The sequence below is a fragment of the Candidatus Avelusimicrobium faecicola genome (genome assembly GCA_900540405.1).
GTDB lineage: Bacteria > Elusimicrobiota > Elusimicrobia > Elusimicrobiales > Elusimicrobiaceae > Avelusimicrobium > Avelusimicrobium faecicola.
In genome coordinates, this window is the sequence record UQFW01000011.1 from 1 (window position 1) to 21,750 (window position 21,750).

The 21,750-nt window shown below is 50.2% G+C and carries 20 protein-coding genes; all 20 read right to left on the reverse strand.

What is annotated here, in order from left to right:
* The coding region (locus tag ACQY18_RS01955; RefSeq protein WP_428038641.1) for a hypothetical protein at nt 1-1,445 on the reverse strand (1,445 nt) is incomplete at its 3' end.
* A gap of 117 nt (nt 1,446-1,562) precedes the next feature.
* On the reverse strand, nt 1,563-1,799 hold the full coding sequence (locus ACQY18_RS01960) for a hypothetical protein (RefSeq protein ID WP_428038642.1): 237 nt from the start codon (nt 1,797-1,799) through the stop codon (nt 1,563-1,565).
* Nucleotides 1,799-3,307: a hypothetical protein gene (locus ACQY18_RS01965; RefSeq protein WP_428038643.1), complete on the reverse strand. Its 1,509-nt coding sequence runs from the start codon at nt 3,305-3,307 to the stop codon at nt 1,799-1,801. The genes ACQY18_RS01960 and ACQY18_RS01965 overlap by 1 nt, the downstream gene beginning before the upstream one ends.
* Nucleotides 3,308-3,334: 27 nt before the next feature.
* On the reverse strand, nt 3,335-3,604 hold the full coding sequence (locus ACQY18_RS01970) for a hypothetical protein (protein WP_176777294.1): 270 nt from the start codon (nt 3,602-3,604) through the stop codon (nt 3,335-3,337).
* 9 nt (nt 3,605-3,613) lie between these two features.
* Nucleotides 3,614-5,113 carry a hypothetical protein gene (locus ACQY18_RS01975; RefSeq protein WP_428038644.1) on the reverse strand — a complete coding sequence of 500 codons (1,500 nt, stop codon included), beginning with the start codon at nt 5,111-5,113 and terminating at the stop codon, nt 3,614-3,616.
* Nucleotides 5,114-5,134: 21 nt separating this feature from the next.
* A complete protein-coding gene (locus ACQY18_RS01980; RefSeq protein ID WP_428038645.1) occupies nt 5,135-6,502 on the reverse strand; it encodes a hypothetical protein in 1,368 nt (455 codons plus the stop codon).
* Nucleotides 6,503-6,652: 150 nt separating this feature from the next.
* A complete protein-coding gene (locus tag ACQY18_RS01985) occupies nt 6,653-7,186 on the reverse strand; it encodes a hypothetical protein (protein WP_176777297.1) in 534 nt (177 codons plus the stop codon).
* Nucleotides 7,186-8,295: a hypothetical protein gene (locus tag ACQY18_RS01990; protein WP_176777298.1), complete on the reverse strand. Its 1,110-nt coding sequence runs from the start codon at nt 8,293-8,295 to the stop codon at nt 7,186-7,188. The genes ACQY18_RS01985 and ACQY18_RS01990 overlap by 1 nt, the downstream gene beginning before the upstream one ends.
* A gap of 5 nt (nt 8,296-8,300) precedes the next feature.
* Nucleotides 8,301-8,504, reverse strand: coding sequence for a class III signal peptide-containing protein (locus tag ACQY18_RS01995; RefSeq protein WP_176777299.1), 204 nt, complete (start codon nt 8,502-8,504; stop codon nt 8,301-8,303).
* Complete coding sequence (locus ACQY18_RS02000) at nt 8,479-9,168, reverse strand: response regulator (protein WP_176777300.1); 690 nt, start codon at nt 9,166-9,168, stop codon at nt 8,479-8,481. The genes ACQY18_RS01995 and ACQY18_RS02000 overlap by 26 nt, the downstream gene beginning before the upstream one ends.
* Before the next feature lie 28 nt (nt 9,169-9,196).
* Nucleotides 9,197-10,318 carry an ATP-binding protein gene (locus ACQY18_RS02005; RefSeq protein ID WP_428038646.1) on the reverse strand — a complete coding sequence of 374 codons (1,122 nt, stop codon included), beginning with the start codon at nt 10,316-10,318 and terminating at the stop codon, nt 9,197-9,199.
* Nucleotides 10,302-12,197 (reverse strand): ATP-binding protein, encoded by a 1,896-nt coding sequence (locus ACQY18_RS02010; protein ID WP_428038647.1) that lies wholly within the window; start codon nt 12,195-12,197, stop codon nt 10,302-10,304. The genes ACQY18_RS02005 and ACQY18_RS02010 overlap by 17 nt, the downstream gene beginning before the upstream one ends.
* A gap of 107 nt (nt 12,198-12,304) precedes the next feature.
* Nucleotides 12,305-13,249: a hypothetical protein gene (locus tag ACQY18_RS02015; RefSeq protein ID WP_428038648.1), complete on the reverse strand. Its 945-nt coding sequence runs from the start codon at nt 13,247-13,249 to the stop codon at nt 12,305-12,307.
* Nucleotides 13,250-13,263: 14 nt separating this feature from the next.
* Nucleotides 13,264-13,533 (reverse strand): hypothetical protein, encoded by a 270-nt coding sequence (locus ACQY18_RS02020; RefSeq protein ID WP_176777304.1) that lies wholly within the window; start codon nt 13,531-13,533, stop codon nt 13,264-13,266.
* A gap of 18 nt (nt 13,534-13,551) precedes the next feature.
* Nucleotides 13,552-14,658, reverse strand: coding sequence for a HAMP domain-containing protein (locus ACQY18_RS02025; protein WP_176777305.1), 1,107 nt, complete (start codon nt 14,656-14,658; stop codon nt 13,552-13,554).
* An 18-nt stretch (nt 14,659-14,676) separates the two neighbouring features.
* Nucleotides 14,677-16,074 (reverse strand): hypothetical protein, encoded by a 1,398-nt coding sequence (locus ACQY18_RS02030; protein WP_428038649.1) that lies wholly within the window; start codon nt 16,072-16,074, stop codon nt 14,677-14,679.
* A 12-nt stretch (nt 16,075-16,086) separates the two neighbouring features.
* Entirely contained in the window at nt 16,087-16,980 is an 894-nt protein-coding gene (locus ACQY18_RS02035) for a type II secretion system F family protein (RefSeq protein ID WP_428038650.1), read from the reverse strand.
* Nucleotides 16,980-18,674, reverse strand: a complete 1,695-nt coding sequence (locus ACQY18_RS02040) for a type II secretion system F family protein (RefSeq protein WP_428038651.1) — start codon at nt 18,672-18,674, stop codon at nt 16,980-16,982. The genes ACQY18_RS02035 and ACQY18_RS02040 overlap by 1 nt, the downstream gene beginning before the upstream one ends.
* A gap of 2 nt (nt 18,675-18,676) precedes the next feature.
* Nucleotides 18,677-20,992: an ATPase, T2SS/T4P/T4SS family gene (locus ACQY18_RS02045; protein WP_428038652.1), complete on the reverse strand. Its 2,316-nt coding sequence runs from the start codon at nt 20,990-20,992 to the stop codon at nt 18,677-18,679.
* 7 nt (nt 20,993-20,999) lie between these two features.
* On the reverse strand, nt 21,000-21,746 hold the full coding sequence (locus ACQY18_RS02050) for a type II and III secretion system protein (protein ID WP_176777309.1): 747 nt from the start codon (nt 21,744-21,746) through the stop codon (nt 21,000-21,002).
* Nucleotides 21,747-21,750 lie beyond the last annotated feature (4 nt).

The following is a 21,750-nucleotide window of genomic DNA, read 5'->3' on the forward strand; positions in this document are numbered from 1 at the left end:
TCCTCGGCCGCCTGTTTATCATTTTGATATTTGGCGTATTCCACACAGGCTTTATCAAATTCGTCCAGTTTGTCGTCCAAATTAAGCGTGGTACACTGGCCCTCCCGGTTGTTTTTATAGGAAAATTCCATCATACATTTTTCGTTTAATTTATCGTAATTTCCCTTTACGCTTTTGCACGACGTGCGCACATCCGCCAACGCCGTGCGCCACGCGGAAACTTTGCTCGGCTTATCGCAATCCGCCGGGAAATTGGGGAACGTGCCTTGCAGGGCATTTACTTTGCTTTTCACATCATTTACGGTATTGTTAATTTCCCCGCCGTAATTTTTGGCCGCTTGTTCACATTCCATTTGGCGTTTTTCCTGCAATTTGGCGTTGCCCACATCCGCCACTACGTCATCCGCCTCCAGCCCGGCCATGGCAATCCCGCCCGAGGCGGTAAAAATCTTTTGCGGCATATCGGACCCCACTAACCCCGCCGCCGCCAATGTTTTTTTGAGCGGCACTTGTTTGGCACGGTGGGATGCCTGGCTGGTCAGCCACACATAGCGGAAATCCGCCACCGCACCGCGGGAATTTTCCAAATTCATTAACGCCGCACCGGCGCCGCCCAGTTTTTTATCTAAGGTCACGGTTTCTTCGCGCATGGCTTTCCTCAAAATATCGTTTTTCCAATCCGAATGAACAGACCCCACTATATTGGCTTTTAATTTTTTCAAATTTGCACTGCCGTTATACGCATTTTTGGGGTCCCGCGCAATAGCGTTGGAATCCGTACCGTAATACATATCCGGCTGAACTTTGGCGGAGGCTTGCGCATCTTGGCTTAACGCATTTAATTTACCAGCGCGGTTAAACCGCACCCCTTTGTTTTTTTCCTCCTCCGCCCCGGTTCTGGATGCCCCTTTTACTTGGTCTGTGGTTTTGCCTTGCCCTTTTAAGGAGGCATTAACCGCGCGCATATCAATCAAAGAAGATGACCCACTCCCCACCGCGCCGTATGCCCCGGCCCCGCGGGCTAAAGCATCAAAGCGGCCCGGTTGAGAGGAAAACACAAAATAAGCGTTTTTTTCCTGGCGGGCGTGCGGGCCGCGCTCGTCGTCGGCCCAGTAAAATAACGCTTTTAGGAAGGAAATAGACGCCATTTGCTCCTCACTATATCCCATAGCGCGGGCCAAGGCGGATAAAACAGGAATATTCTTTACATTCGGCACACTGCTTACCCCCAAAAACAGCAACAGGAGCAAGAGGAGCGCATACATTTTTTTGGAAAAAAGCGGTTTCTTTTTAGCCGGGGTTTGCGCCTGTGCCTGCGACGGGTGGCCCGCCGGCGCCGTTTGCGGCAAGGTATGGGCAGAGCGGGGCGCAGGTTGCGCGGTTTGGGCAGGCGCGGCGGACGAGCCCGCGGGAGCCGCAGAAATTGGCGTTTGCGAGTTTTTCACGCCCGGAGCAGATACACCAACCGCCCCCGAAGGACTACCTTGCGGGGGTTGGTTTTTAGGTTCCCCTGTATGCGGGGCAGAATCCGGGGGCAGTTGGTCTACCATAAATCAAAACTCCTAATAAGTACCCGGCCCGTTCTGTACCCGGGCGCGGTGTTCCCATTGGAACTTTTGGAAACGCTGTTCGCGCTCCAAGCGTTCCTGTTTTTGGGTCTGGTATTCGTTCAGCTCGCGCGTGGCTTGCTGGTATTGGGCATCAAAATACAGCCAAATAGAAAAGCAAGTCAGCACGATGACGGCCAAAATAACAATGCCGCAAAAACGTCTGAATTTTAAGTTAGCTTTACCGGGCATTATTTATTACCATCCAATTTTTGGTCTGCTTTATCTGTGGAAGAACCGCTATCTTGCCCCAAGGCTTTTGTTTCTTGAATAAGCTGCTGTCCGCCACCCATTGCAGTACCCACCGCCGACACAGAGCCGACCACACCGCCACCAAAAATACCGTTAATTTTACTAGCCAACCCGTTCACAAACGTACCCACGGATTTTAAGTAAGAAATAGCAATTAAACCTGCCAACGCGGGTCCCACAAACATACTGGCCGTGGTAATACCGGAACCGCCCCATTTTTTCATATATTTGATAGCATCCGCCATAAATACACCGATAGCGGCAATCATAATAGCCCCTAATGCAATAGCGGCCGCCAATGCCCAAATAGAGTGAGGACCGGGCTTTCTGGCGGTGCGCATTAAAGCAGTAATGGCAAACATCGCCGGAATGGTTAAGAAAATCAAGGAAATCATAGATTTCATCAACCGTTGGCGGTGCTGTTTGCGCTGTAATTCCCGCAAAGTTAAATCGTTCAAGCTCTGTTCCGCCTTGCCGCGGGCTTTTACCGCCGCCGCAGAAAAATCTTCAGAGGCCGTCCCTTCGGAAAGCGCTACGCCGTTTTCCACCGCAATCCCGCCGGAGTTTTGGGAGCTGGCCAAAAAGGCACGGCTGCCCTCGTTAGCGGCACGGTATTTGTTTTGGGAAATTTCCACCGAGCGTTTAGCAATTTGGTTTAAGGTGCGGCCGTCGCCCGATTGCATACCGCGCCCGGCACGCCCGCCGCGGGTGTCACCAAAATTAGCGGAGCCGTTCCCCATTTTGGCCCCGGCATAAGCCACGGAACCTTGCGGCATAGCGCCGGAAATTTTGTAGCCCTCTACCGAGCCTAAAGAATTACCGCTCCGGTTGGAATTGGCGCCGTTCACGCCGTTGCGCCCGGCCGGGGAAGAACCGCCAAACGTGTTTCCGGTTGCACCGCCGGAAGCCGTAGCCATTACCCCATGTTGCGCGGCGGCCGCCGCACGGGAAGCCCCCGCGTTGGCCGCGGCATTCATCGCCGCCCCATTGGCTTGCGCTCTGCCGCCCCAAGCAACGGCCCCGTTATTACCGCCTAAACCTTCGTTGCGGCCTGCCGCGGCGCGCGCTTGCGGATTTACCCCGCCCGCATGTGCGCCGCCTACACGCCCGGCGCCGATTTTGTCCACGGCGGACAAACTGGCATCTGCCGCGGCCCAATCGGACCCGCTACCGGAACCGTCGGAACTGTTCGCGCTGGTAATACCCTGGGCGCCGGCGATATTAATGGTGTTTTCCCGCCCGAATGACGCGGCGTCATCCGCATTACGGCCGGATTGCCCCATTACATACGCGCGGGTAGGGGTTTTATCGGCCGGTTGGCCGTCCCCACTGCCCAAATATACCACGCCTGCGGCCGCGCCGCCCAAAACGGCTGTTAAAGCCACTTTTTGAGGCAGGCCCATTACAAATTTGCCGGATTTACTTTTTAAGAAAGTAAACAAGTTCATAACATCCTCCGTTCTAATGGCCATCCGCTAACGCAGTTGGTCCATAAAATTCATAGTTTTGCTGGGCGCCGGGTCCGCTTTAGGCTGAATAGCGGCCCAACGCTGTAATCTTTGGGTGGTTTCCTGGCGCTGTTCATACGCTAACTGCTTGCGCTGTAAGTCCTGCGATAAGGAATGATACGACATTCCAAAAAACAACATCGCCCCAAACGCCACCAATCCGAGCAACAAATAAATATGGCTCATACGGTCTAATTTACGCCATTCTTCCGGCGTTAAAAATTCTTCTTCTTGCATAGAGCCCCCTTACTTAATGTCGTCCTGCCGGAAACGCTCCATATCCCGGTGCGCGGCATCACTGGAAGAAACCCCTTCATCTACATTTAAGGTACCTTCGTTGGACACGGCCGAACTGCGCACCGTTCCCACATCCGCCCCGGTTTCTCCCCCTTTTCTATGTTTCAGGTCAGACTTGGTAAGTTTCTGCCCGTAGCTCTTAAACAAAGCCGGGATAAACTTTACCGTCAAAATTAACCAACCGCCTGCACCTGCTTTAGCCGCCGATTTTAAGATTCTAACCAAATTGCCGTATTTGCGGCCGGTATTACTGCGGTCCCCGTATTTTTCGTTATATTCTCTGGCTTTGCGGTCGTAGCGTCTGAATTCCTTTTTGAAAAACAGCCAACCGAAGTACGGAATGGTGAAACCCATACACAAAATGGTGGCGGACAGCAAGCCCCAAAAGTTTTTCCGCAAGGATTTACGCGCATCCTTAAATTCTTGTTCCGCATCCATTAAATTATCCATTTTGGTATTTAAGCCGCGCAAAGCGCCGGAAGCATCCCCATAATCGGACGACGTGGCCCCTTGCCCGGTGCTTACTTCATTCCCGTTTAAGGTAATCCCGCCGGAATTGCGCGTACTGGCCAAAAAGGCACGGCTACCTTCGTTTGCGGAGCGGCTGGCGTTGCCTGCAATTTCGGCAGAGCGTTTTGCCATTAGTTCCAAACTGCTAAAATCACGCGAGTTTTGTCTTTCGCTTATTTTGCCCCCAAAGTTGGCGCGGGCGCGCAAATTGCGGCTGTTGGGAATTGCGGCCCCTTCATGCCCGGCGCCGCTAATGGCGGGGGCAGAATCGGAACGCCTACCGTTTTTGCCGGAATCCACACTGCCGGGCATTCCTACAAAAGTGGGCGAGCCGGAAGCACCGTCCGGCATGGCAAACCCGCGCGAGGCCAGGGCCCCACTGCGCCCCACTGCGCCCTGCACTCCGGCGGCCGCGGCTAAGGCGGCGGCATCCGCATTGGCTTTACCGGCGGCGGCCGCATCTTTGGCTTGTTTCAAAGCCGCTTCTTGCATGGCTTTGATTTGTTCCGGGGTCATGGCTTCTATTTTTTTGTTGCCCAACCCTTCGTTTAGCCCACCCAGCGGGGCAGCCTCCGGCCCGGAGGCCCGGGTTTCGGCTTCGTACCGGGCGCGTTCGGCCGCGGCGCGTTCTTCTTCCTGCTGGCGCAAATATTCGGCCTCCCGCTGTTGCATTTCTATTGCTTTAGAGGGGGCGGCCCGGAAAGCGGTTTGCTGGTTTTCCCCCCGGCCGTATTGGCCGCTGGTGGAAGAGGACACATAAACCACTTCGTCCTGTTGGTAGCCCAAGGAGTTGAAAGCGTTATCCGCACCGGAATCCGCCCCCAACATTTGCCAAGCGACCACGCCGCCAACCCCCACAGCGGCGGAAGCGACTATTGCTTGTGTGGTGGTAAGTGCGGCTTTACCCACACGGCCCGTCAATAATTTTAAGATATTCATAACATCCTCCAAATAAAACGGTTAAACACACTTCCCTTTTTTACTATCATACTTTTGGGAAGAAGGACACTTTATAGTTGCATTATTATTTGAACTTGGAAAAGGCGTATTTCCGACCGCATTTCCCACAATATTGCCCGAGGAGTCCCCCCGATGTGCGTTTTTATGTCCTAAATACACGGAACTGCTTTCAATTTGATTACTCCAACCGCTAAATTTTTCGCGCGCCTCACTCCGGGTCATAGAGCCATTGTTTTTACGATAGCCGCGTTTATTACTATACCATGCGGTGTATTCGGAAGCACCTTTTCGGTCTATCGCGCCCCATTTGCTTTGAAAGTCCGCATCACTCAAAGACTTATTATTAGCATCTATTCCTAATTCAGAAATCGTTTCAGCTTTTGCACGGCTACCCGCTTGGGCATTTGCCGTTAAACCATTAATTTGATTGCTAGCCCACTGTTGCGCTAAATTTAAGCCCATATCTAATAATTTGCCACCTAACATACTCCAAAAACCCTGTCCTTCGGCCAATTTTTCGGCTTCTTTTTTATCGCGGGATTCTTGGGCTTTTTCGGCCATGGTATCATCCAAACCGCTCAAATCGGCCGATTCCGCCTCGTCATAATTTATGCCTTTGCTTTCCCCCAACGGCACGCCGTTGGAATCCGTACCAAAACCACCCTCCACGTTGGAGCCTAACAACGCTTTGCGGGAATCCACCGCTTTGTTGGCCCCGCGCGCCGCCGCCCGGCTGGCCGCATTAAAACGGGTCAACGCCTGTTTGGCATTTTGCGGCTTAAACGGGGTTTCGTTCCCTTTGCTATCCCGTTGGAACGGCGAAAAATCCCCCCGCATGGTGCCACCGTAAGTGGCGGAGGTGTTCCCCCCGCTGGCAGAGGCCATGGAACCACTGGCGGAAAAAGAGCCTATTTGCGTGGGCGTACCCTGCCCGCCGCCGCGCCGCCGCCCCGTATAGCCGGAGCCGTAAGAGGACGAATTATAACTGCCGGAGCTATCCGCCGCCGCGCCGGCTGATGCGGCGCTTTCCGCCGCCTCTTTGGCGTCTTCCTCTTGGCGCTCTTTTTTATCGGCCGGGGAATACAGGGCGCTGATGTTGTTGTTCTTCATATCCGGGTATTTGGAGGCTAACAAATAGTTTTCCGCCTCGTCATTTAAGAAAGGCATTTGCGCCAAGTCATACCCGCGGGCGTTCAAATTATCCAAAGAGTCATCCGCCCCGCCGCCGGCCACGCTGGCCAGCGTTAGGAGCGCCACCAAACACACAACCCCTATGGCCCCATAGGTGTATGCTTGTTTTTTATCCATGTGGTTTAGCTTTTTGAACACCTTGCCCGCCACACCGGAAGAAGCCTTAAAATTAAACATAAAAACCCCTCTTTACACGATATAAAAATTACTCCTGTCGGCCCGCACGCCCCAAAACGCGCGCCCAAACACAGAGTTTCAAATTGCGGCACCCAAAAGGTGCTACTTTTAGTATAGGCAACCAAGAGCCCCTTGTCAAGGGCAAACGCATTAATCCGGCTGAATGTACGGAATTACGCGGTCGTTCTTGCCGGCCCACTTTTCAACCTTAATGGCGCCGCCGGTATCACACAGGTATTCATACCCGCGGAAACAGCGTTCGTCATTCTTACAAACGGCAAATTTATCGTAATTGCACAAAAAACGGATACGCGGCGGTTTTGTATATGCCGTCAATACCACTTTCGTCCAAGTACCGGAGGTGATAATCTCCAAATTAAAGCGGTTTAAGCTCAAAAAGGTGCGCATACCGGCATTGTTAAAGCCCAAATAATCTTCCACCTTTTTTTTGATGTCTTTTTCCAAAAAGCGTTTATTCCAGGTTTGCATGGCATCCGCTTCGCCCGATTGCAACTGAAAGCGCCGCGCCGCATAAAACGCCGCAATTTCCATTTTTTGGTTGAGTACCAGCAGGCCGAAAATCTTAATAATAAAAATGGCAAAAATAACAAACAGCGGGAACAGCAGTACCACCTCGGTAGTGGCCTGCCCGGAACGGCGGCGAAGAAAACGTAAGTTCATCATCAGGGTTTCATCCGAATACTATATTTAGATATGGGGTTGGGCCACACACAGTTATTATTACTGCGCGGGCACTGGATACCCACTTGCGTACGCACTTTGGGTTTGTACTTAAATGTTAAATTGATATTAAAGTTGTTTAACGGCAGTTGGTAAGGCTGCTGTAAAATAATCCCGTTGCGTAATTTTTTAAGGCGGTCCCGGCTGGACGGCTCCAAATATGCAAATTGGAACAGCGGGCGGTTGACGTCTTTAGACATAGTTAAGTCAATTGCATAAGCGTCCGTCATAGAAGTACCTATATCTTCGGAAAAATACGCACGCACTTTATCAATTTCAAATGGCTTAGTGGAAATATTCAAATACCCGGCCATGGTGGCGGCGCTATCCCGCGCACAGTTGGATTGGCTCTTGCAAGACGGGGAGTTCAAATAATACGCTTCCCGAAACATACGGGCATTGCGCGACGTATCCACAAAAGAGTACGTCTGCGATTGGTAAATCTGCCCCAACAAAATATACGCCGTAATGTATTGTTTAAGCGACGGAATACCAATTGTGGTGGACGGAAAAAAGTTGGTATCGGCAATTTCTTTACTGGTCAGCACATAGAAACCGTCTTCATCTGCCGAGTCACTGGGCAATTCCTTATTCCAATTTTTACGGCGGCCTGCATAATAAGCATAGTCCCAATCGTTAGACGTGGGGGCAGGATTAGGATTGTTGCCGGCATCTTTACCGTGGTTGGGCCCCAACGCCGGGAAAGCCCCCGCCTGGTAAAACACATCAAACACCGTATACTGCCCTTTAGAGCCAGCCGCACCCTTGGGGGATAAAAAATCGCTGTTATAGCTTTTCATCACGCGGTAGGGCATATTGCCGTTGGTATAAGCCACCGCGTTTAAGTAGGTGGATAGAGAGGACATCTGGCTGTACGCGGCGTTATCCAATGCAAACTGGTTGCGGATTTTATACATGGATACTTTAGAGGTTTCAAACAAGAGGTAAATAACCAAAATAAAAATGGGCGCCAAAAGCACCGCCGGCAAAAGTATTTGCGCGCGGTTGTTTTGTACGGCCTTTACGGCGGCCCGCCCCCACTGTTTGAACATTTTTATTAGTACCCCAATAACATACCGATAAACGAAAAGAAAATGCGGACAATATCTTTATTAAACGCCATCATAAAAGCGGACAAAACGACCAGTATAGTCCCCAACATAAGGACATACTCTATGGTTGCCTGGCCTTTACGGCCGGACAACCCGGCCGTGAACCGCTTTTTTAACCGCATATTACGCACCGTAATCGTCCGGCACATGGTTGCCCTCGGACGATATAAGCCCCTTTTCTATGGCTTTTACCACCGCTTCCGTGCGGCTGCTTACGCCCAGTTTATGGAACGCACTGTTTAGGTGGTTTTTAATGGTTTTTACACTGCAATCCAATTCTTTGGCAAGCTCTTTGTTGCTCATGCCTTTGCCTAACAAATCCATTACTTTAATTTCCGTTTTGGTAAGCGTGGCTTGGGAAGGCATATTGCCGTCCCCCATTTTGCGTAAACCGTGCAACAGTTTACCCATTAATTGTTGGGGAATCATCAGCCCTTCGCTGGTAAAAGTTTTAATAGAATTGACCAGTTCGGCCGCCGGCAACATTTTGGATAAATAGCCGTTCGCCCCGGCTTGGATAGCATCCAGCACATGGGCTTCGTCTTCAAAGCTGGAAAGCATAAGCACGTTTACTTCCGGCACCGATAAACGGATTTGCTTGGTAGCACAAATGCCGTCCATCTTGGGCAGTTTAATATCCATAAGCACCACATCCGGCTTTAACTTTTTAGCCAAAGCAACCGCTTCCAAACCGTCGGCCGCTTCGCCCACTACTTCTATCCACTTTTCGTTGCTGAGCACGTCTTTGATGCCTTCGCGGAAAAGGGTTTGGTCATCTGCAATTAATACCGTCACCTTTTTCTTTTTATTCATGATGTTTGCTCCCATACGAAATTAAAATTTATAAATTTACCACCGGCAATGTAAAGTTGAATGAGGCCCCTTTGCCCAGGCCCTCGCTATGCGCCCAAATGCGCCCGCCGTGGTTTACCACAATATCTTTGGCAATAGATAACCCTAAACCCAACCGCCCCACGCGGGCACGGTCGCCCACCTGGGTAAAGCTGGTAAACAAATCCGGCGCTTTGGCGGGGTCAATCCCGTCGCCGGAGTCCGTCACGGACACTTTAGCATTTTTGTCATCCATTTTTCCAACCGTTATTTCTATCTTACCATTATCGGGCGTGTGGCGCACGGCATTTTCTAAAATATTGGAAATTACCTGCCGGATACGCTTTTCGTCCGCAAATACGCCCATTTCGCCGGCGCTTTCAAACGTGACGCTTATGCCGCGTTTGGCCGCCTTGGCCTTAAAAATTTCAGCCGTTTTCTTTAGGCTGGCCGTCAGTTCAAACTTGGCTTTTTCTATACGCAGTTTGCCCTTTTCAATAGCGGCCCAATCCACCAAATCTTTAATTAAATGCTCAATTTGGCTGATGCTTTCGTCCATAAACATTACCTTGCGGGCCTGTTCCGGGTCCGGGGTCATTTTCTTTTTGAGCATATCAAAACTCATTTTAAGCGTCATGAGTGAATTGGATAAATCGTGCGATACAATGGAAAAGAATTTGGATTTCATATTATTCAGGCGGTCCAAATCCGCATTACGCTGTTTTAACTGCACGAGCAATTCTTTATTGCTTTGTTCCAAAAAGTATTTATCCAACGCGCGGGTTAAGGTGCGTTTTAAGTAATCAAAATCCACGGGTTTTACCAAAAAGTCGTAAACGGATTCCTGCATAGCTTCCATAATGGCGTTTAAGGAGGCGTAGGCGGTAATCATAATAATTTGCGTATCTTGGTTAAACGTGCGGATTTTGCGGATTAAGTCCAACCCGGTTTCGTCCGGCAAGTTATAATCCATTAAAATAACATTAAAAAATTCGGCGGAACACAAATTCAAACATTCCTTGGCGTTGCCGGCCTGATACACTTTGTAGCCTTCAATTTCCAGCAAATCCACCATCGTTTCGCGCAGGTTGTTGTCGTCGTCCACCACTAAAATTTTAACTTGCTTCTCCATAACTGGTATCTCCCGGTTTTTTATAAATTTTTAGGTATAGCTGAAAGCAGGTTCCTTTGCCTACCTGGCTTTGGATAAAAATTTTGCCTTTATGGCGCGCCACGGCTTTACCCACCACCGCCAACCCGAGCCCCGTTCCGCGCGCTTTGGTGGTAAAGAACGGCGAAAATATTTTGCCCCGCACGTCTTCCTTAATACCGGGGCCGGTATCCGCCACAAAAATACAAACCACCTTTTTACCAATGCGCGTACCTACCGTAATGGTTCCGTGGTCTTGCATGGCTTCGGCCGCGTTGGCAATCAGGTTGCGTATGGCTTGTTTCATTTCCTCCGCATCCACTTTTACGCGCACGCTTTCGGGCGCAAAATCTTCTTTCAGCTCAATGCCGCAGTTTAACGGGAAGGATAAGATAATTTCTTTCAGATAGCTGTTTAAGTCTATGGCGGTTAAAATCAAATCCCGGCTGCGGGCATAACCCAGCACCTCGTTAATAATACTGCTGGCCTGTTTAATTTCCACATCAATAATGCCAAATTGTTTTAGTAATTTCGGCTCTTTGGGCGAAACTATCATTTTAATCAGCCGCGCGGCGTTGCTGATAACCGCCAGCGGGTTGCGGATTTCGTGGCTGATAATAGAGGCCATTTGCCCAATCGCCGCCAACCGCTCCGTTTTTACTAATTCCCGGGTGGTTTCTTTTAGTTCCCGGGTGCGTTCTTCCACGCGCTTTTCCAGTGTGCGGTTCATTTGGGTAAGCGCTTGCTGGGCTTTTAAGATTTCTTCCTTGCGTTGGCGCAAGGCGGTGGCCATATCCAAAAATACGGTAGCCAAATCGCCGATTTCGTTTTGGGGGATTTCCAAATCCTCGCGTTTAATTAAAGAATCGCTTCCCTCCCGCAAGCGCGCGGCGGCCGCCTGAAGCCGCCCCAACGGCCGCGTAATGGGAATAATCACCCAATAACTGACAATCACTATAAAAATAATCATCCCAAACACAATAACCAGCAAATCCACCACCGAGCTGACCGTTCCCCCAAACAGCAGGGCCAGCGGGCGTTGGGCCGGCTGTAAAACATATACCGTCCAGTGCGTAAGGGCCACTTCCGACGACGCCACCAACCATTTCGTCCGGTCCTCCAACGTCACTTCTCCGGCGCGGCGGGCCCCCAGTTGGCGCTCAATATACAGGGATTCTTCCTTCTTTTGGGGTTGGGCGGTAAGAGCCAGCCCTTGCTCCGCCCCGGAATAAGAAATAATCGTACCGTCGGAAGCAAACACGAGCGCTTGCAAATCCGCCGGATAGGCCGCCTGCAAAGACTCTCCCAACTCTTTCAAATCCAGCTCCACCACCAAAATTCCCGATACCGGCTTTTGGTCTAAATTATCCCGCACCGGGAACGCCATAAGCGAGTAGAGCGCCCCGTCCGCCCGGCTGACGGAACCCACATAATCCTGCCCGTTTATAACGCAAGTGGTTAAAATGTTGTCTAAATCGTTCGCATAGCTAAAGCGGCTTTTTTCGTCGCTGGAGTAAAAAAGCTGCTGTCCGTTATTATTAAGTACGGAAATATGCGTAATATCCGGGTTGCGGCGGCGCAAGTAATCAATATCGGCCTGGTCTATAAAGCGGTGGCCGCCCAAATCGGAATGTAAATCAGTAAAGATGGAAAAAAGCTGGGCTTTGCGGGTCACATTATTGCGCAAAATAGAGGCCAAACGCCCCGCCACCGTTTGTTGGCGTTCCAAGCGTTCATTATTCAGCATACGGGTATTAATGCTGAGTACATGGTAGCCGATAATAAAAATCGGCACGATAGAAACTATGCTCAGCACCAACAACGCTTTAGGGAATAAACCGCCCAGTTTATGTGTAGCCATATATAAAATTTACCGTTCGCCCGACCGGGGCCGTGTGTATTAACAAAACGGGGGCCGGCAAGCAGCCCCCGTCTTACCAGTAGACAAAAGTAAGTCAGCCGTTTTGCTTAGCAAGAACCGGCAGGCACAGCATTGTTATTGCCGGCCGAGGCATTGGGGTTCATAAAGCCGAAACCTTCCAGTGCGGCCACGCCGCCGAAGTCCAACTTTACTTGTCCTTCCCACACAAAAGAGGGAGAAGCATTGATACCGTATTCGTTAGAGTATTTGGCTTCCTCTTTTAAGAGTTCAACGCCTTCGGTATCAAATTTTTTCATAATTTTTTTGACGTTAATACCCGCATCTTCCATGGCTTTATCCCAACGGCTGGAGCGGTAGTCTTTATTGCGGATTTCCAAATATTTCCAGAATTTAGACGGATAGTATTTGGCAATTAACAACTGGCGGATGTCTTCTTCCCATTCGCCGGAACCGTGCAAGCTGGAAAAGCCTTCTTTGTCGCTGTAATTGACAATATAGCGCACGCGGATATTTTTATCGTCGGCAATTTTGCCGTCTTTTTTGGCCTGGATAATCAGGTTTTCGGCCATTACGCCGTACGGGCATTGGGACATAACAAACAAATCCATCACTTTGGGTTGCACCTTTTTATCGGTATATACCCCTTGGTTGGTTTGTTTGGGGAGCAAAATGTATTCGTCTTTTTCAATGGCCACGCCGTATTGGATATGTTGGTCCAATTTTTGGCGGATATCATTGGTTTTTTTAAGGATGTAAAGCGGCAGGAAAGAATAATCAAACCCGGCCAGCTTGGCATCTTGGGCGGCTTCGTCCGCCGTCAATTTGGTGACTTGGGGTTTTACGCCCAAAAAGTTGGCAATACCGGCCGTCAACTGCGGGTCTTCTTTCCCGGCGGCATAGGTATCGGACTCTACCACAATAAACTCCGCTTTAGCGGGAGCTTTGGCCGTTTTGGCGGCTTTTTTGGCAGGGGCGGCCACAGCGGCACCGGCCAACGTGCAGGCAAGCACTAATGCAAACAATTTTTTCATGCTTAAATATTCTCCTATTTGTCTTCCAGTTCTACCCTTACGCCGCGGATACCCACAGCGCACAAAATGTTATAAGCCAACAGGAAAAACACCACGCTTACCAATGTAAGCAACGTGCCCTGAATGGCCCGCATTACCAGGCTCATCAAGTAGTCTAAACCTACGGTGCCGTCCGGGTTGAAAAGCTCCATAAGCGCCGTAATTAACATAACTACAAACACAGCCACCGGAAATGCGGAAAAAATGACATTTCCAATCCCGATTTTTTTAATTTCTACTTTCATATATTCTCCTAAAACGGCCTATTTTTCCGGCTCTAATACCAAAATCATACGGTTCTTGCCGGCATCATCCGGCAACTGCACCGCCTTTACCAAACATTGTACATTTTTATTTTCTACCGTGCCGCGCAAAACTTTGGTGGGGTTTTCCAACGCTTCCCCAACCACTTGAATAATGTTTTGCTGGCGCCCGTCAAAAATATCCAACAAATGCACCGGGCCTTCTTTTTTGCTGTTTAGCTCAAAGTTGGTATACAAAATGTTATTGTTTTCATCCACCACCAAGGCGCGGGAGCCTTTGGGAACCGTCACCGCCAAAATGGTTTTCCACCATTTGCGCTCTTTTTCCAAAGACATAATTTCCACATCCTGCATGCCTTTGATGTCTTCCCGGATTTTGGCCAACATGGAATCTACCGATTTGGCCACATCCCCGATTTCGTCACTGCGGGGCGTATAAGTAAGCGTGAGCGTATTTAAGGAAACCGCATCCACCGCATCTTTTAATCCCGCCAGCGGGCGTAAAATTTTCAACAGCATAAACAGGTATAATACGCCGCCAATTAACAAAATCATAAAGAATACGCCAATGCAATAGCGCACCATGGCGGAATGAATCAGCGCTTTAGCCCCCTCGCGGGAAACCGTCACGTTTACCACGCCGGCCACGGCATCTTTTGCCAGGAGCGGAATGGCCATATCGTAGGTGTTGCCTTCTTCCGCCATAATGGCTTTGGGGGTGCGGCCGTTAATGGCGTACACCACCGCATTGGTGGGGAAACCGACCGTATTGTTAAAATCCGAATAAGACATCCCCAAAAATTTGGTGTTTTCGTGCCAGCGGACGGAGCCGTCGTAGTTCAAGTAGATTAAATCTTTAATGCGGTCATCATTAATCTTCCAAGATTTCATAATATCCGCTTCCGCAAACGTAGCCGCGCCTTTCGGGCGGGCCGCCAACGCCGCCACCAACCGCGGCGCGCGGAAACGCACCATTTCCACCATTTCGTTTTGGAGTTTTTTATCAAAAACAAATTTGAACATATTGTAGTATACCAGCCCGCCGAAAATAGCCGCATACAGCGCAACCAGCATAAACCACAACATCCATTTAGACGTAATTTTCATACTTATTTAACACCCTTTTTAACGGATTCCCGTTAATTCTTCCACTTTTTGTAAACCAAGCACGGCGTCCGTATTGCCCGGGTCTAACTGTTTGGCCTGAATCCACGCTTCGCGGGCGCGTTCGTAATCATCTTGGTTGAAAGCATCCAGTCCTTCAATGTATTTCTGGCGGGAGGCCGCGCTGGCTTCTTCGCTCACCCGGTTGGTGGTGGGGGTCAACGTCGGCAAGGTTTCGTTGGAATCCACTACGGTTTCGGGCACTTCTGCTTTAGGTTCCGCTTTCGTTTCCGCCTTTGTTTCCGTCTTTTTCACTTCCGCCGGCTTAGTGACGGACGTGGTTTCTATAACTTCTTCCACAATGTTTCCGTCTTTATCTTTGGTGCGTTTGACCTGGCGGGTCGTGTTTTTATTGCTGGCGGCACGCAAAGATACTTCCTTGGCGTTGCGGGCCTTTTTAATCCAGGAATCCATTTCCGAGGTGCTGTCCCCCCATTTTTTGGCTTTAGTCCAATAGGCAATGGCGGAGTCATATTTGCCGGCCCCATAGGCTTTACTGCCGGCATCGGAATACCCGTTATAAATTTCTTGTTTCAGTTGCATCATATATTTTTGGACACGCTGGTCCCCGGGTTGGATTTTCAAAATCCGCTCAAAAACGGAGTAGGCTTCTACATATTGGCCGCGGTTGTAATAGGCCATCGCCTGCTGCATGGCATCCTGCACTTGCTGTTTGCGTACCACGTTTTCCGTTTCCGAAATTTTAGTCACCAAACTGTCGTCATCTTTGCGAATCATCAGCGCATTGTACCAGTTATCCAACGCCGTTTGATATTGGCCGTTATCGTACGCATTATCCCCGCGGCGCACATATTCGGCGGCGATATCCGCATTGATTTTGCGCTTCCAGGATTGGGCGCGGGAATTGCCGGGCTGAATGGTTAAAATTTCGTCCAGTTTTTGGTTGGCTTCCACCAGGCGCCCGCTGTCGTACAAGCGCAACGCTTCCTGGAATTTAGCTTCAATTACCTGGCTTTCGGACACGGTGCCGTAAGTGCCCATGTGGCTGGCCTGGCGGGCCAAGGTTTGGGCCTGCGTAAAGTTCGGGTCAATGCTCAAAATGGTTTGGGCCATTTCCTGCGCGCGTTGGTAATCCCCGTATCTGTACAAGGTATAGGCGTTTTCATACACCATACGCAACGTATAGTTTTGAATACGTTGTTTTTCCAACTGGACGGTGGATAAATACTGTTTGCGTTCTTCCACGTCGTTGAGCGTCCCTAGCGAAATTTTGCTCAAATCCAACAACATTCCCGCTTCTTTGCCGTGCTGGCGGACGGGCACTTCCCGCTTCACGGGGGCCGCTACGGCGGTAGCGGCGGTTATGGCAGATAAAGCAAATATAAAATATTTTTTCATAAGCAAATCCTCTTAAAAGCTCAACCCTCCGGCCAATAAACCTTTAATCATGGGGGAGAGAATTAAAATAAAAATCGTCGGGAAGATAAAAATAAACAACGGAAACAACATTTTGGTAGATGCCTGCGCGGCCAGTTTTTCGGCCATGCTTAAACGGCGGGAGCGCAAGTCCGTAGAGAAGTTGCGCAACAAATCCACCAAACTGGTACCCAATTCGTCCGATTGTTTAATCAACCCCACCAGGGAGCGGATTTCCTGTACCCCGGTACGGGCGGAAAGGCGGTCCAACGCTTCCCGGCGGGAATACCCCAAACGGATTTCGTTAATGGTTTTTTCCAATTCTTCTTCCAAAATGGTTTTTTCTTTAGCTACTTTAATAATACGTTCAAAAGCGGTTAAATAATCCAAGCCGGATTCAATAATCAGGGCCGCCAAATCTACCGTGGTGGAAAAGTTGCCCAAAATTTCCGCTTGGCGGCGCTGGATTTTGCTTTTCAGGTGGACATCCGGCAACATAAACCCCACCGGCACAAAAATAATAGCCATTACCAAACTTTGGAAAATAACCAGCATGGCCGCCGGCAACCCAATGGCCAACCCTACTTTTAAGTACAAAATATCCACCGGCTGGGGCGTATCCGGGCTGCCTAACTGCAAGTGGATTTCTTCCAGGGGGCGTTCCAAATGAAACGTATGCAAGCAGAACAGCGCCACCCGGTCAAATAATTTATCCGGGTTCAAGCGCGAAAAACTGGACGTGGACTTAAATTTCCGTACGGAAACGTCCACCAGGTCCGCTTTTTCTTCGCCCCGGGTAAACAAATTCATAATGGCCATAAAGACGGAAATTGACCCTATGGAAACCAAAATGCCCAATATTAACCGCACACCCGTAGACACTTCCATTATACTTTCACCTCGCCCACTTTTTTAATAATCTTCATACCAATCATAATCCAGATAATACACCCGAACAACACCACCAACCCCACCGGGCTGCCGTAAAAGGCAATCATTTCGTCCGGGCGGAACAGAAACATCACACCCACCATTAAGAAAGGCATAATCCCTACCACAATAGACTGGATTTTCTGCTGGGCCGTCATAGCCTGCAATTTTTCTTCCAGTTTGCTTTCTTCGCGGATGTTTTCCACCAAGCGGGCAAAAATAACGGTTAAATTACCCCCCACCTGGCGTTGGATAACAATGGCTTTGATAATATACGTCAACATACGGCTATCCACCCGGTCGTTCAAGCCGTCCAGGGCTTTTTCAAAGGGCGTACCCAACTGATAGTTTTTAATGACCAGGCCGAACTCGTCCGCAATCGGCGGGCGCATTTCGGTAGATACTTTTTCAAAGCCCTGCACAATATCCATACCCGAACGCAACGAGTTGGAAAGCAAAATCAGCGCGTCCATCAGCTGGGCGTTAATTTTATTCCCGCGGCTCTTTTTAAGCATATCCAACACGGCTTCCGGCATGCGGATACTCACAAACACCCCCATAGCCGTAAAGAGCAAAAACACAAATACGCCGCTAAATCCGCCCGTGCTAACCCCCATAAACAGCCCGAACAGCGCAAACGCCCCGATGGTGCCGAATACAATATAGCGGATGTCCACCGTTAAAAACTGGCGGTTGAAATCTTCCGCCCACGCCACGCTTTTGGCACGGTATTCGTCCATCATCAGCATAACACTTTGGCGTTTAATTTCCAACAATAAATAGACGGCATAAAACACCAACCCCGCACCGATAAACAACATCAGGAAATAAAAACCGCGGTCGGCCGGAGTATCCTGCAAGCCTTTCGGGTCCGGCGGGAAAACCGGCACCGGCTTGGACATAAATTCCCCATACAGCTGGTTGGCTAACACCACCACGGCCTGCACGGACTGGCGGTATTTGTCCTCTTTTTGTTTTTCCGGGCTGGAAAAAGATTCAATCGTGCTGAAAAATTCGTTATTAATCAGCTCAAACGTGGCTAACATGGTGCGCGCGCGGCCGCCCATGCTGTCTTTCATAATCAGCGGGCGGTTATTGCGCAACAAATCTTTATTTAAGCGGTCCAGCGTGGCCATCAAGTTAATGCGGTTGCCCACATACCCGCGGGAAAGTTTATCTAGCGACACCGGCTGGGACGGGTCCATAGACGTATTGGCTCTATCCAAATACAAATACACGTTGGAAAAAGCCTGCCGCCAGAGGTCCACCTCGCTGAAAGTCCCCTCTTTAGGCACATAAACCACTTTGTTTTTATCCATGCGGGCCAGTTCCGCTTCCCGGCGGACGGTGACGGTTTTTCCGGTAGCATCCTTGCCGGTTTCTTCATACCCTTCTAAAAACCATTTGGGCACCTGAACAGTCTTATTCCCGCTAGCCGGGGTGGGGCACACGTCCGGCAGGGTATACGTTTTTTTGCTGGCCGGCACGCGCACGTCAAACATTTCGGCCAAGACGCGCATTTTGAACATGGCACATTCTATGCGGCGTTTATCGTTGCGGTTTAACGCACGCGCCGCAGCCGTTTGCGGGAAGCACACGGCCGCCAATAAAAACGCGGCAACAGACAGCGCCAAAAGGTTTTTAATTTTCATGATTATTTAACTCCGGGCGGAGGAGGCGGCACCACGGGGCCTCCTGCGGCCGCTTGTGCGGCAGACAAAATAGGTTTGCCGGCTTCATCAAAAGACACGGCATTCTTGGTAAATGTTTCTTCCGGCAGCGGCACCCCTTTGGCCTTAAAATCCGTAAAGAAAGAAGGCAAATGCCCCGTAGGTGCAAAAAAGCCCTGCACTTTACCGTTATCGTCCACCCCCGTCTGCACATAGCGGAACAAGTCCACCGATTGGATGGCGCCGTCTTTTTGGCCGGTCATTTCGGTAATATACGTCACCTTTCTGGAGCCGTCCGAAAAACGGGAAAGCTGGACAATCATATTTACCGCGGAAGAAATCATTTCGCGGATAGCAAAAATGGGCAAATCGGCCCCGGTTTGCATACACATCGCTTCCAAACGGGATAAACCGTCGCGCGGGGTATTGGCGTGAATGGTGGTCAAAGACCCTTCGTGACCCGTGTTCATGGCCTGCAACATGTCCAACGCTTCGCCGCCGCGGCACTCCCCTACTACAATGCGGTCCGGGCGCATACGCAAACAGTTTTTTACCAAATCTTGAATGGTAATAGCCCCTTTGCCTTCCACGTTCGGCGGGCGGCTTTCCAAAGACACCCAGTGCGGCTGCTGCAAACGGAGTTCGGCCGTATCTTCCACCGTAATAATACGTTCGTTATGGGAAATATAGCCGGAAAGCGCGTTTAAGAACGTCGTTTTACCGGTACCCGTACCGCCGCAAACAATAATGTTTTTGCGGATACGGACACACTTTTCCAAAAAATCCATACATTCGCGGCTAATCGTTCCAAAGCGGAAGTAATCTTCCGGCCCGAACGGCTTTTGGGAGAAGCGGCGGATAGTCAGCGTCGGCCCGGATACGGCCAACGGCGCAATAATGGCGTTTACACGGGAGCCGTCTTTTAAGCGCGCGTCCACCAGCGGGACGGATTCGTCAATACGGCGCCCGAGCGGGGATACGATACGCTTAATCACCTGCACGACCTGCTCGTTATTGCGGAATTTGTATTTGGTCAGCGTTAGTTTACCTTTTTGTTCAATAAAAATCTTATCAAACGCGTTGACCATAATTTCGGTCACGCTGGCATCCCGCATTAAGTTTTCCAGCGGCCCCAAACCTAAAATTTCGTCCAGCAGTTCCGAGCTGAAGCGGGTGCGCTGTTCGCGCGAAAACTGCAAGTTGGGTTGCTTTTGCAAAATATCGTCCACAATGGCGGCCACGCGCTTGCGGGTTTGCTCGCTGGCGGAGCTTTCGTCGCTGATGACAATGCGCTCAATTTCCAACGTGCGCACCACGTCTTTATGCACTTTCTGTTTTAAGTCGTCCCAAAAAGATAATTTGGTTTTGTTGGCTTCGCCGCCGTTGTCGGCCCCTTCCGGTGCAAAGTGGGACTCTGCCCCCTGGGTTTCCCCGCCGTTAAACAATACCGGGCTCCAAATTTCTTTGGCGGCTTGGGTAAATTCTTCGTCGGAAACTTCGGCCGTCCAATCCTTGGGTGCGGGGTGCAAATCCCGGATTTGGGCCAAAATTAAGCGCAAGCCTTTAATCCATTCACTCTGCGGATTGACGATAATTTCCACTTCGCGCCGGTTGGAAGAAGCCATAATGCCTTCATCCCACGGCAAAAACACATCAATATTGCGCCCGAGCAAAGACTGGTACACCCGTTCCATTTCTTCATAAGGAATGGAGCCGGGGGTATCGTAAGCGTTGCAAATAACGCTGATGCGGTCCAGTGCGTAGCGTTGTTCTTTATAATCGTTAAACAACTGCACGGTGGAATTTAAGTGCGAACGGGTGGCATTGGTGACCCAAAAAACTTTGTCCGAAATATCAAACGCAAACGCCTGCATGGGGAAACTGGAGTCCACATCCAGGAAAATATCAAAGGTTTGCGATAAGCGCGACAAAATGGGAATTAAAATTTTGGGGCTCATGGTGGCCACTTGCACGCGGGTATTGCCCAGCGGCAGTACGCCCACCCCCCATTGGGACATGGAAATTTTCCCGCGCAACAGCCCCCCCACCACGGCAATATTGGTATTGCCCAGGGTTTTTAGAATATCGGCTACGCTGACGGGTTTTTTGATGTTCAAATAAAAGCTGTGTTCCTGGCGGGCCAACGGGTCCAACGGCACAATCAGCACAGGCCGCTTTTGGATACCGGCCCAACCCAATGCCAAGTTTAAGACTAACGTGGTTTTACCGGCACCCTCTTTGGGCCCGGTAAAAGTGATAATCTTGGGTTCTGTTTTGAAAGTATTTTCCATGTCGGCCATAATTAAATTATTCCACTACCTCTACCGTCACAAATAAGAACAAGGAGCGCTGGTCTTCCGTCACGTCTTTGCTCTTAAAAAACAGGCCGATTAACGGCAATTTGCCCAAAAACGGCACGCGGTCTTCCGATACGTTGCGGCTGCTGCTTTTTAAGCCGCCGATAACCAACGTTTCCCCGCTGTTTAACTCCACATGGGTTTGCACCAAGCGTTCCAAAATGGAGTAAGAAGTAGAAGTACCAATCATAATGGCACGGGAATAATCCGGCTGGGATACTTTTAATTCCAACTGTAAATCAATAATGTTGCCGCGTTCCGGGATGATGGTGGGCGTCACGTTCAACAATACGCCGTACGTTTCCATTTGGGTACCCACGGCCCCCTGGCTGTTGACCACCGGGTACGGAATACGCCCGCCCACGGAGATATTGGCCTGGTTGCCGGAACTGGTGACGATTTTGGGGTTAGACAAAATCTGCGCGCGGCCTTCCGTTTCCATCAGTCTTAAACGGGTGGCTACGGCCGTTTTGCGTTCAAAATCCCCCAAGGAAAAAATCCCCGGGATGGCGGCTTCTTCAAAGTCAAAGATTTGGTTCCACGCAAACCCTTTTACGGAACTCATAGAGCCGCCGATTTCCACCACGTCGGCACTGACGGACACCAAGCGCGTTTTTTTAGCGTGCGCGCACGGGGCCACTAAAGCCAAAAGCAAAACTACTGCGGATAATTTTTTAATAAACGTTGTATTTGTCATGCTG

Bases quoted from the DNA above. Each gene is read 5' to 3' on its own strand.
- ACQY18_RS01980 (WP_428038645.1), bottom strand. From the start codon at position 6,502: ATGTTTAATTTTAAGGCTTCTTCCGGTGTGGCGGGCAAGGTGTTCAAA.
- ACQY18_RS01995 (WP_176777299.1), bottom strand. From the start codon at position 8,504: ATGTGCCGGACGATTACGGTGCGTAATATGCGGTTAAAAAAGCGGTTC.
- ACQY18_RS02025 (WP_176777305.1), bottom strand. From the start codon at position 14,658: ATGAAAATTACGTCTAAATGGATGTTGTGGTTTATGCTGGTTGCGCTG.
- ACQY18_RS01970 (WP_176777294.1), bottom strand. From the start codon at position 3,604: ATGCAAGAAGAAGAATTTTTAACGCCGGAAGAATGGCGTAAATTAGAC.
- ACQY18_RS01960 (WP_428038642.1), bottom strand. From the start codon at position 1,799: ATGCCCGGTAAAGCTAACTTAAAATTCAGACGTTTTTGCGGCATTGTT.
- ACQY18_RS02020 (WP_176777304.1), bottom strand. From the start codon at position 13,533: ATGAAAGTAGAAATTAAAAAAATCGGGATTGGAAATGTCATTTTTTCC.
- ACQY18_RS02035 (WP_428038650.1), bottom strand. From the start codon at position 16,980: ATGGAAGTGTCTACGGGTGTGCGGTTAATATTGGGCATTTTGGTTTCC.
- ACQY18_RS01990 (WP_176777298.1), bottom strand. From the start codon at position 8,295: ATGTTCAAACAGTGGGGGCGGGCCGCCGTAAAGGCCGTACAAAACAAC.
- ACQY18_RS01985 (WP_176777297.1), bottom strand. From the start codon at position 7,186: ATGATGAACTTACGTTTTCTTCGCCGCCGTTCCGGGCAGGCCACTACC.
- ACQY18_RS02045 (WP_428038652.1), bottom strand. From the start codon at position 20,992: ATGGCCGACATGGAAAATACTTTCAAAACAGAACCCAAGATTATCACT.
- ACQY18_RS02000 (WP_176777300.1), bottom strand. From the start codon at position 9,168: ATGAATAAAAAGAAAAAGGTGACGGTATTAATTGCAGATGACCAAACC.
- ACQY18_RS01975 (WP_428038644.1), bottom strand. From the start codon at position 5,113: ATGAATATCTTAAAATTATTGACGGGCCGTGTGGGTAAAGCCGCACTT.
- ACQY18_RS02010 (WP_428038647.1), bottom strand. From the start codon at position 12,197: ATGGCTACACATAAACTGGGCGGTTTATTCCCTAAAGCGTTGTTGGTG.
- ACQY18_RS01965 (WP_428038643.1), bottom strand. From the start codon at position 3,307: ATGAACTTGTTTACTTTCTTAAAAAGTAAATCCGGCAAATTTGTAATG.
- ACQY18_RS02015 (WP_428038648.1), bottom strand. From the start codon at position 13,249: ATGAAAAAATTGTTTGCATTAGTGCTTGCCTGCACGTTGGCCGGTGCC.
- ACQY18_RS02005 (WP_428038646.1), bottom strand. From the start codon at position 10,318: ATGGAGAAGCAAGTTAAAATTTTAGTGGTGGACGACGACAACAACCTG.
- ACQY18_RS02050 (WP_176777309.1), bottom strand. From the start codon at position 21,746: ATGACAAATACAACGTTTATTAAAAAATTATCCGCAGTAGTTTTGCTT.
- ACQY18_RS02040 (WP_428038651.1), bottom strand. From the start codon at position 18,674: ATGAAAATTAAAAACCTTTTGGCGCTGTCTGTTGCCGCGTTTTTATTG.
- ACQY18_RS02030 (WP_428038649.1), bottom strand. From the start codon at position 16,074: ATGAAAAAATATTTTATATTTGCTTTATCTGCCATAACCGCCGCTACC.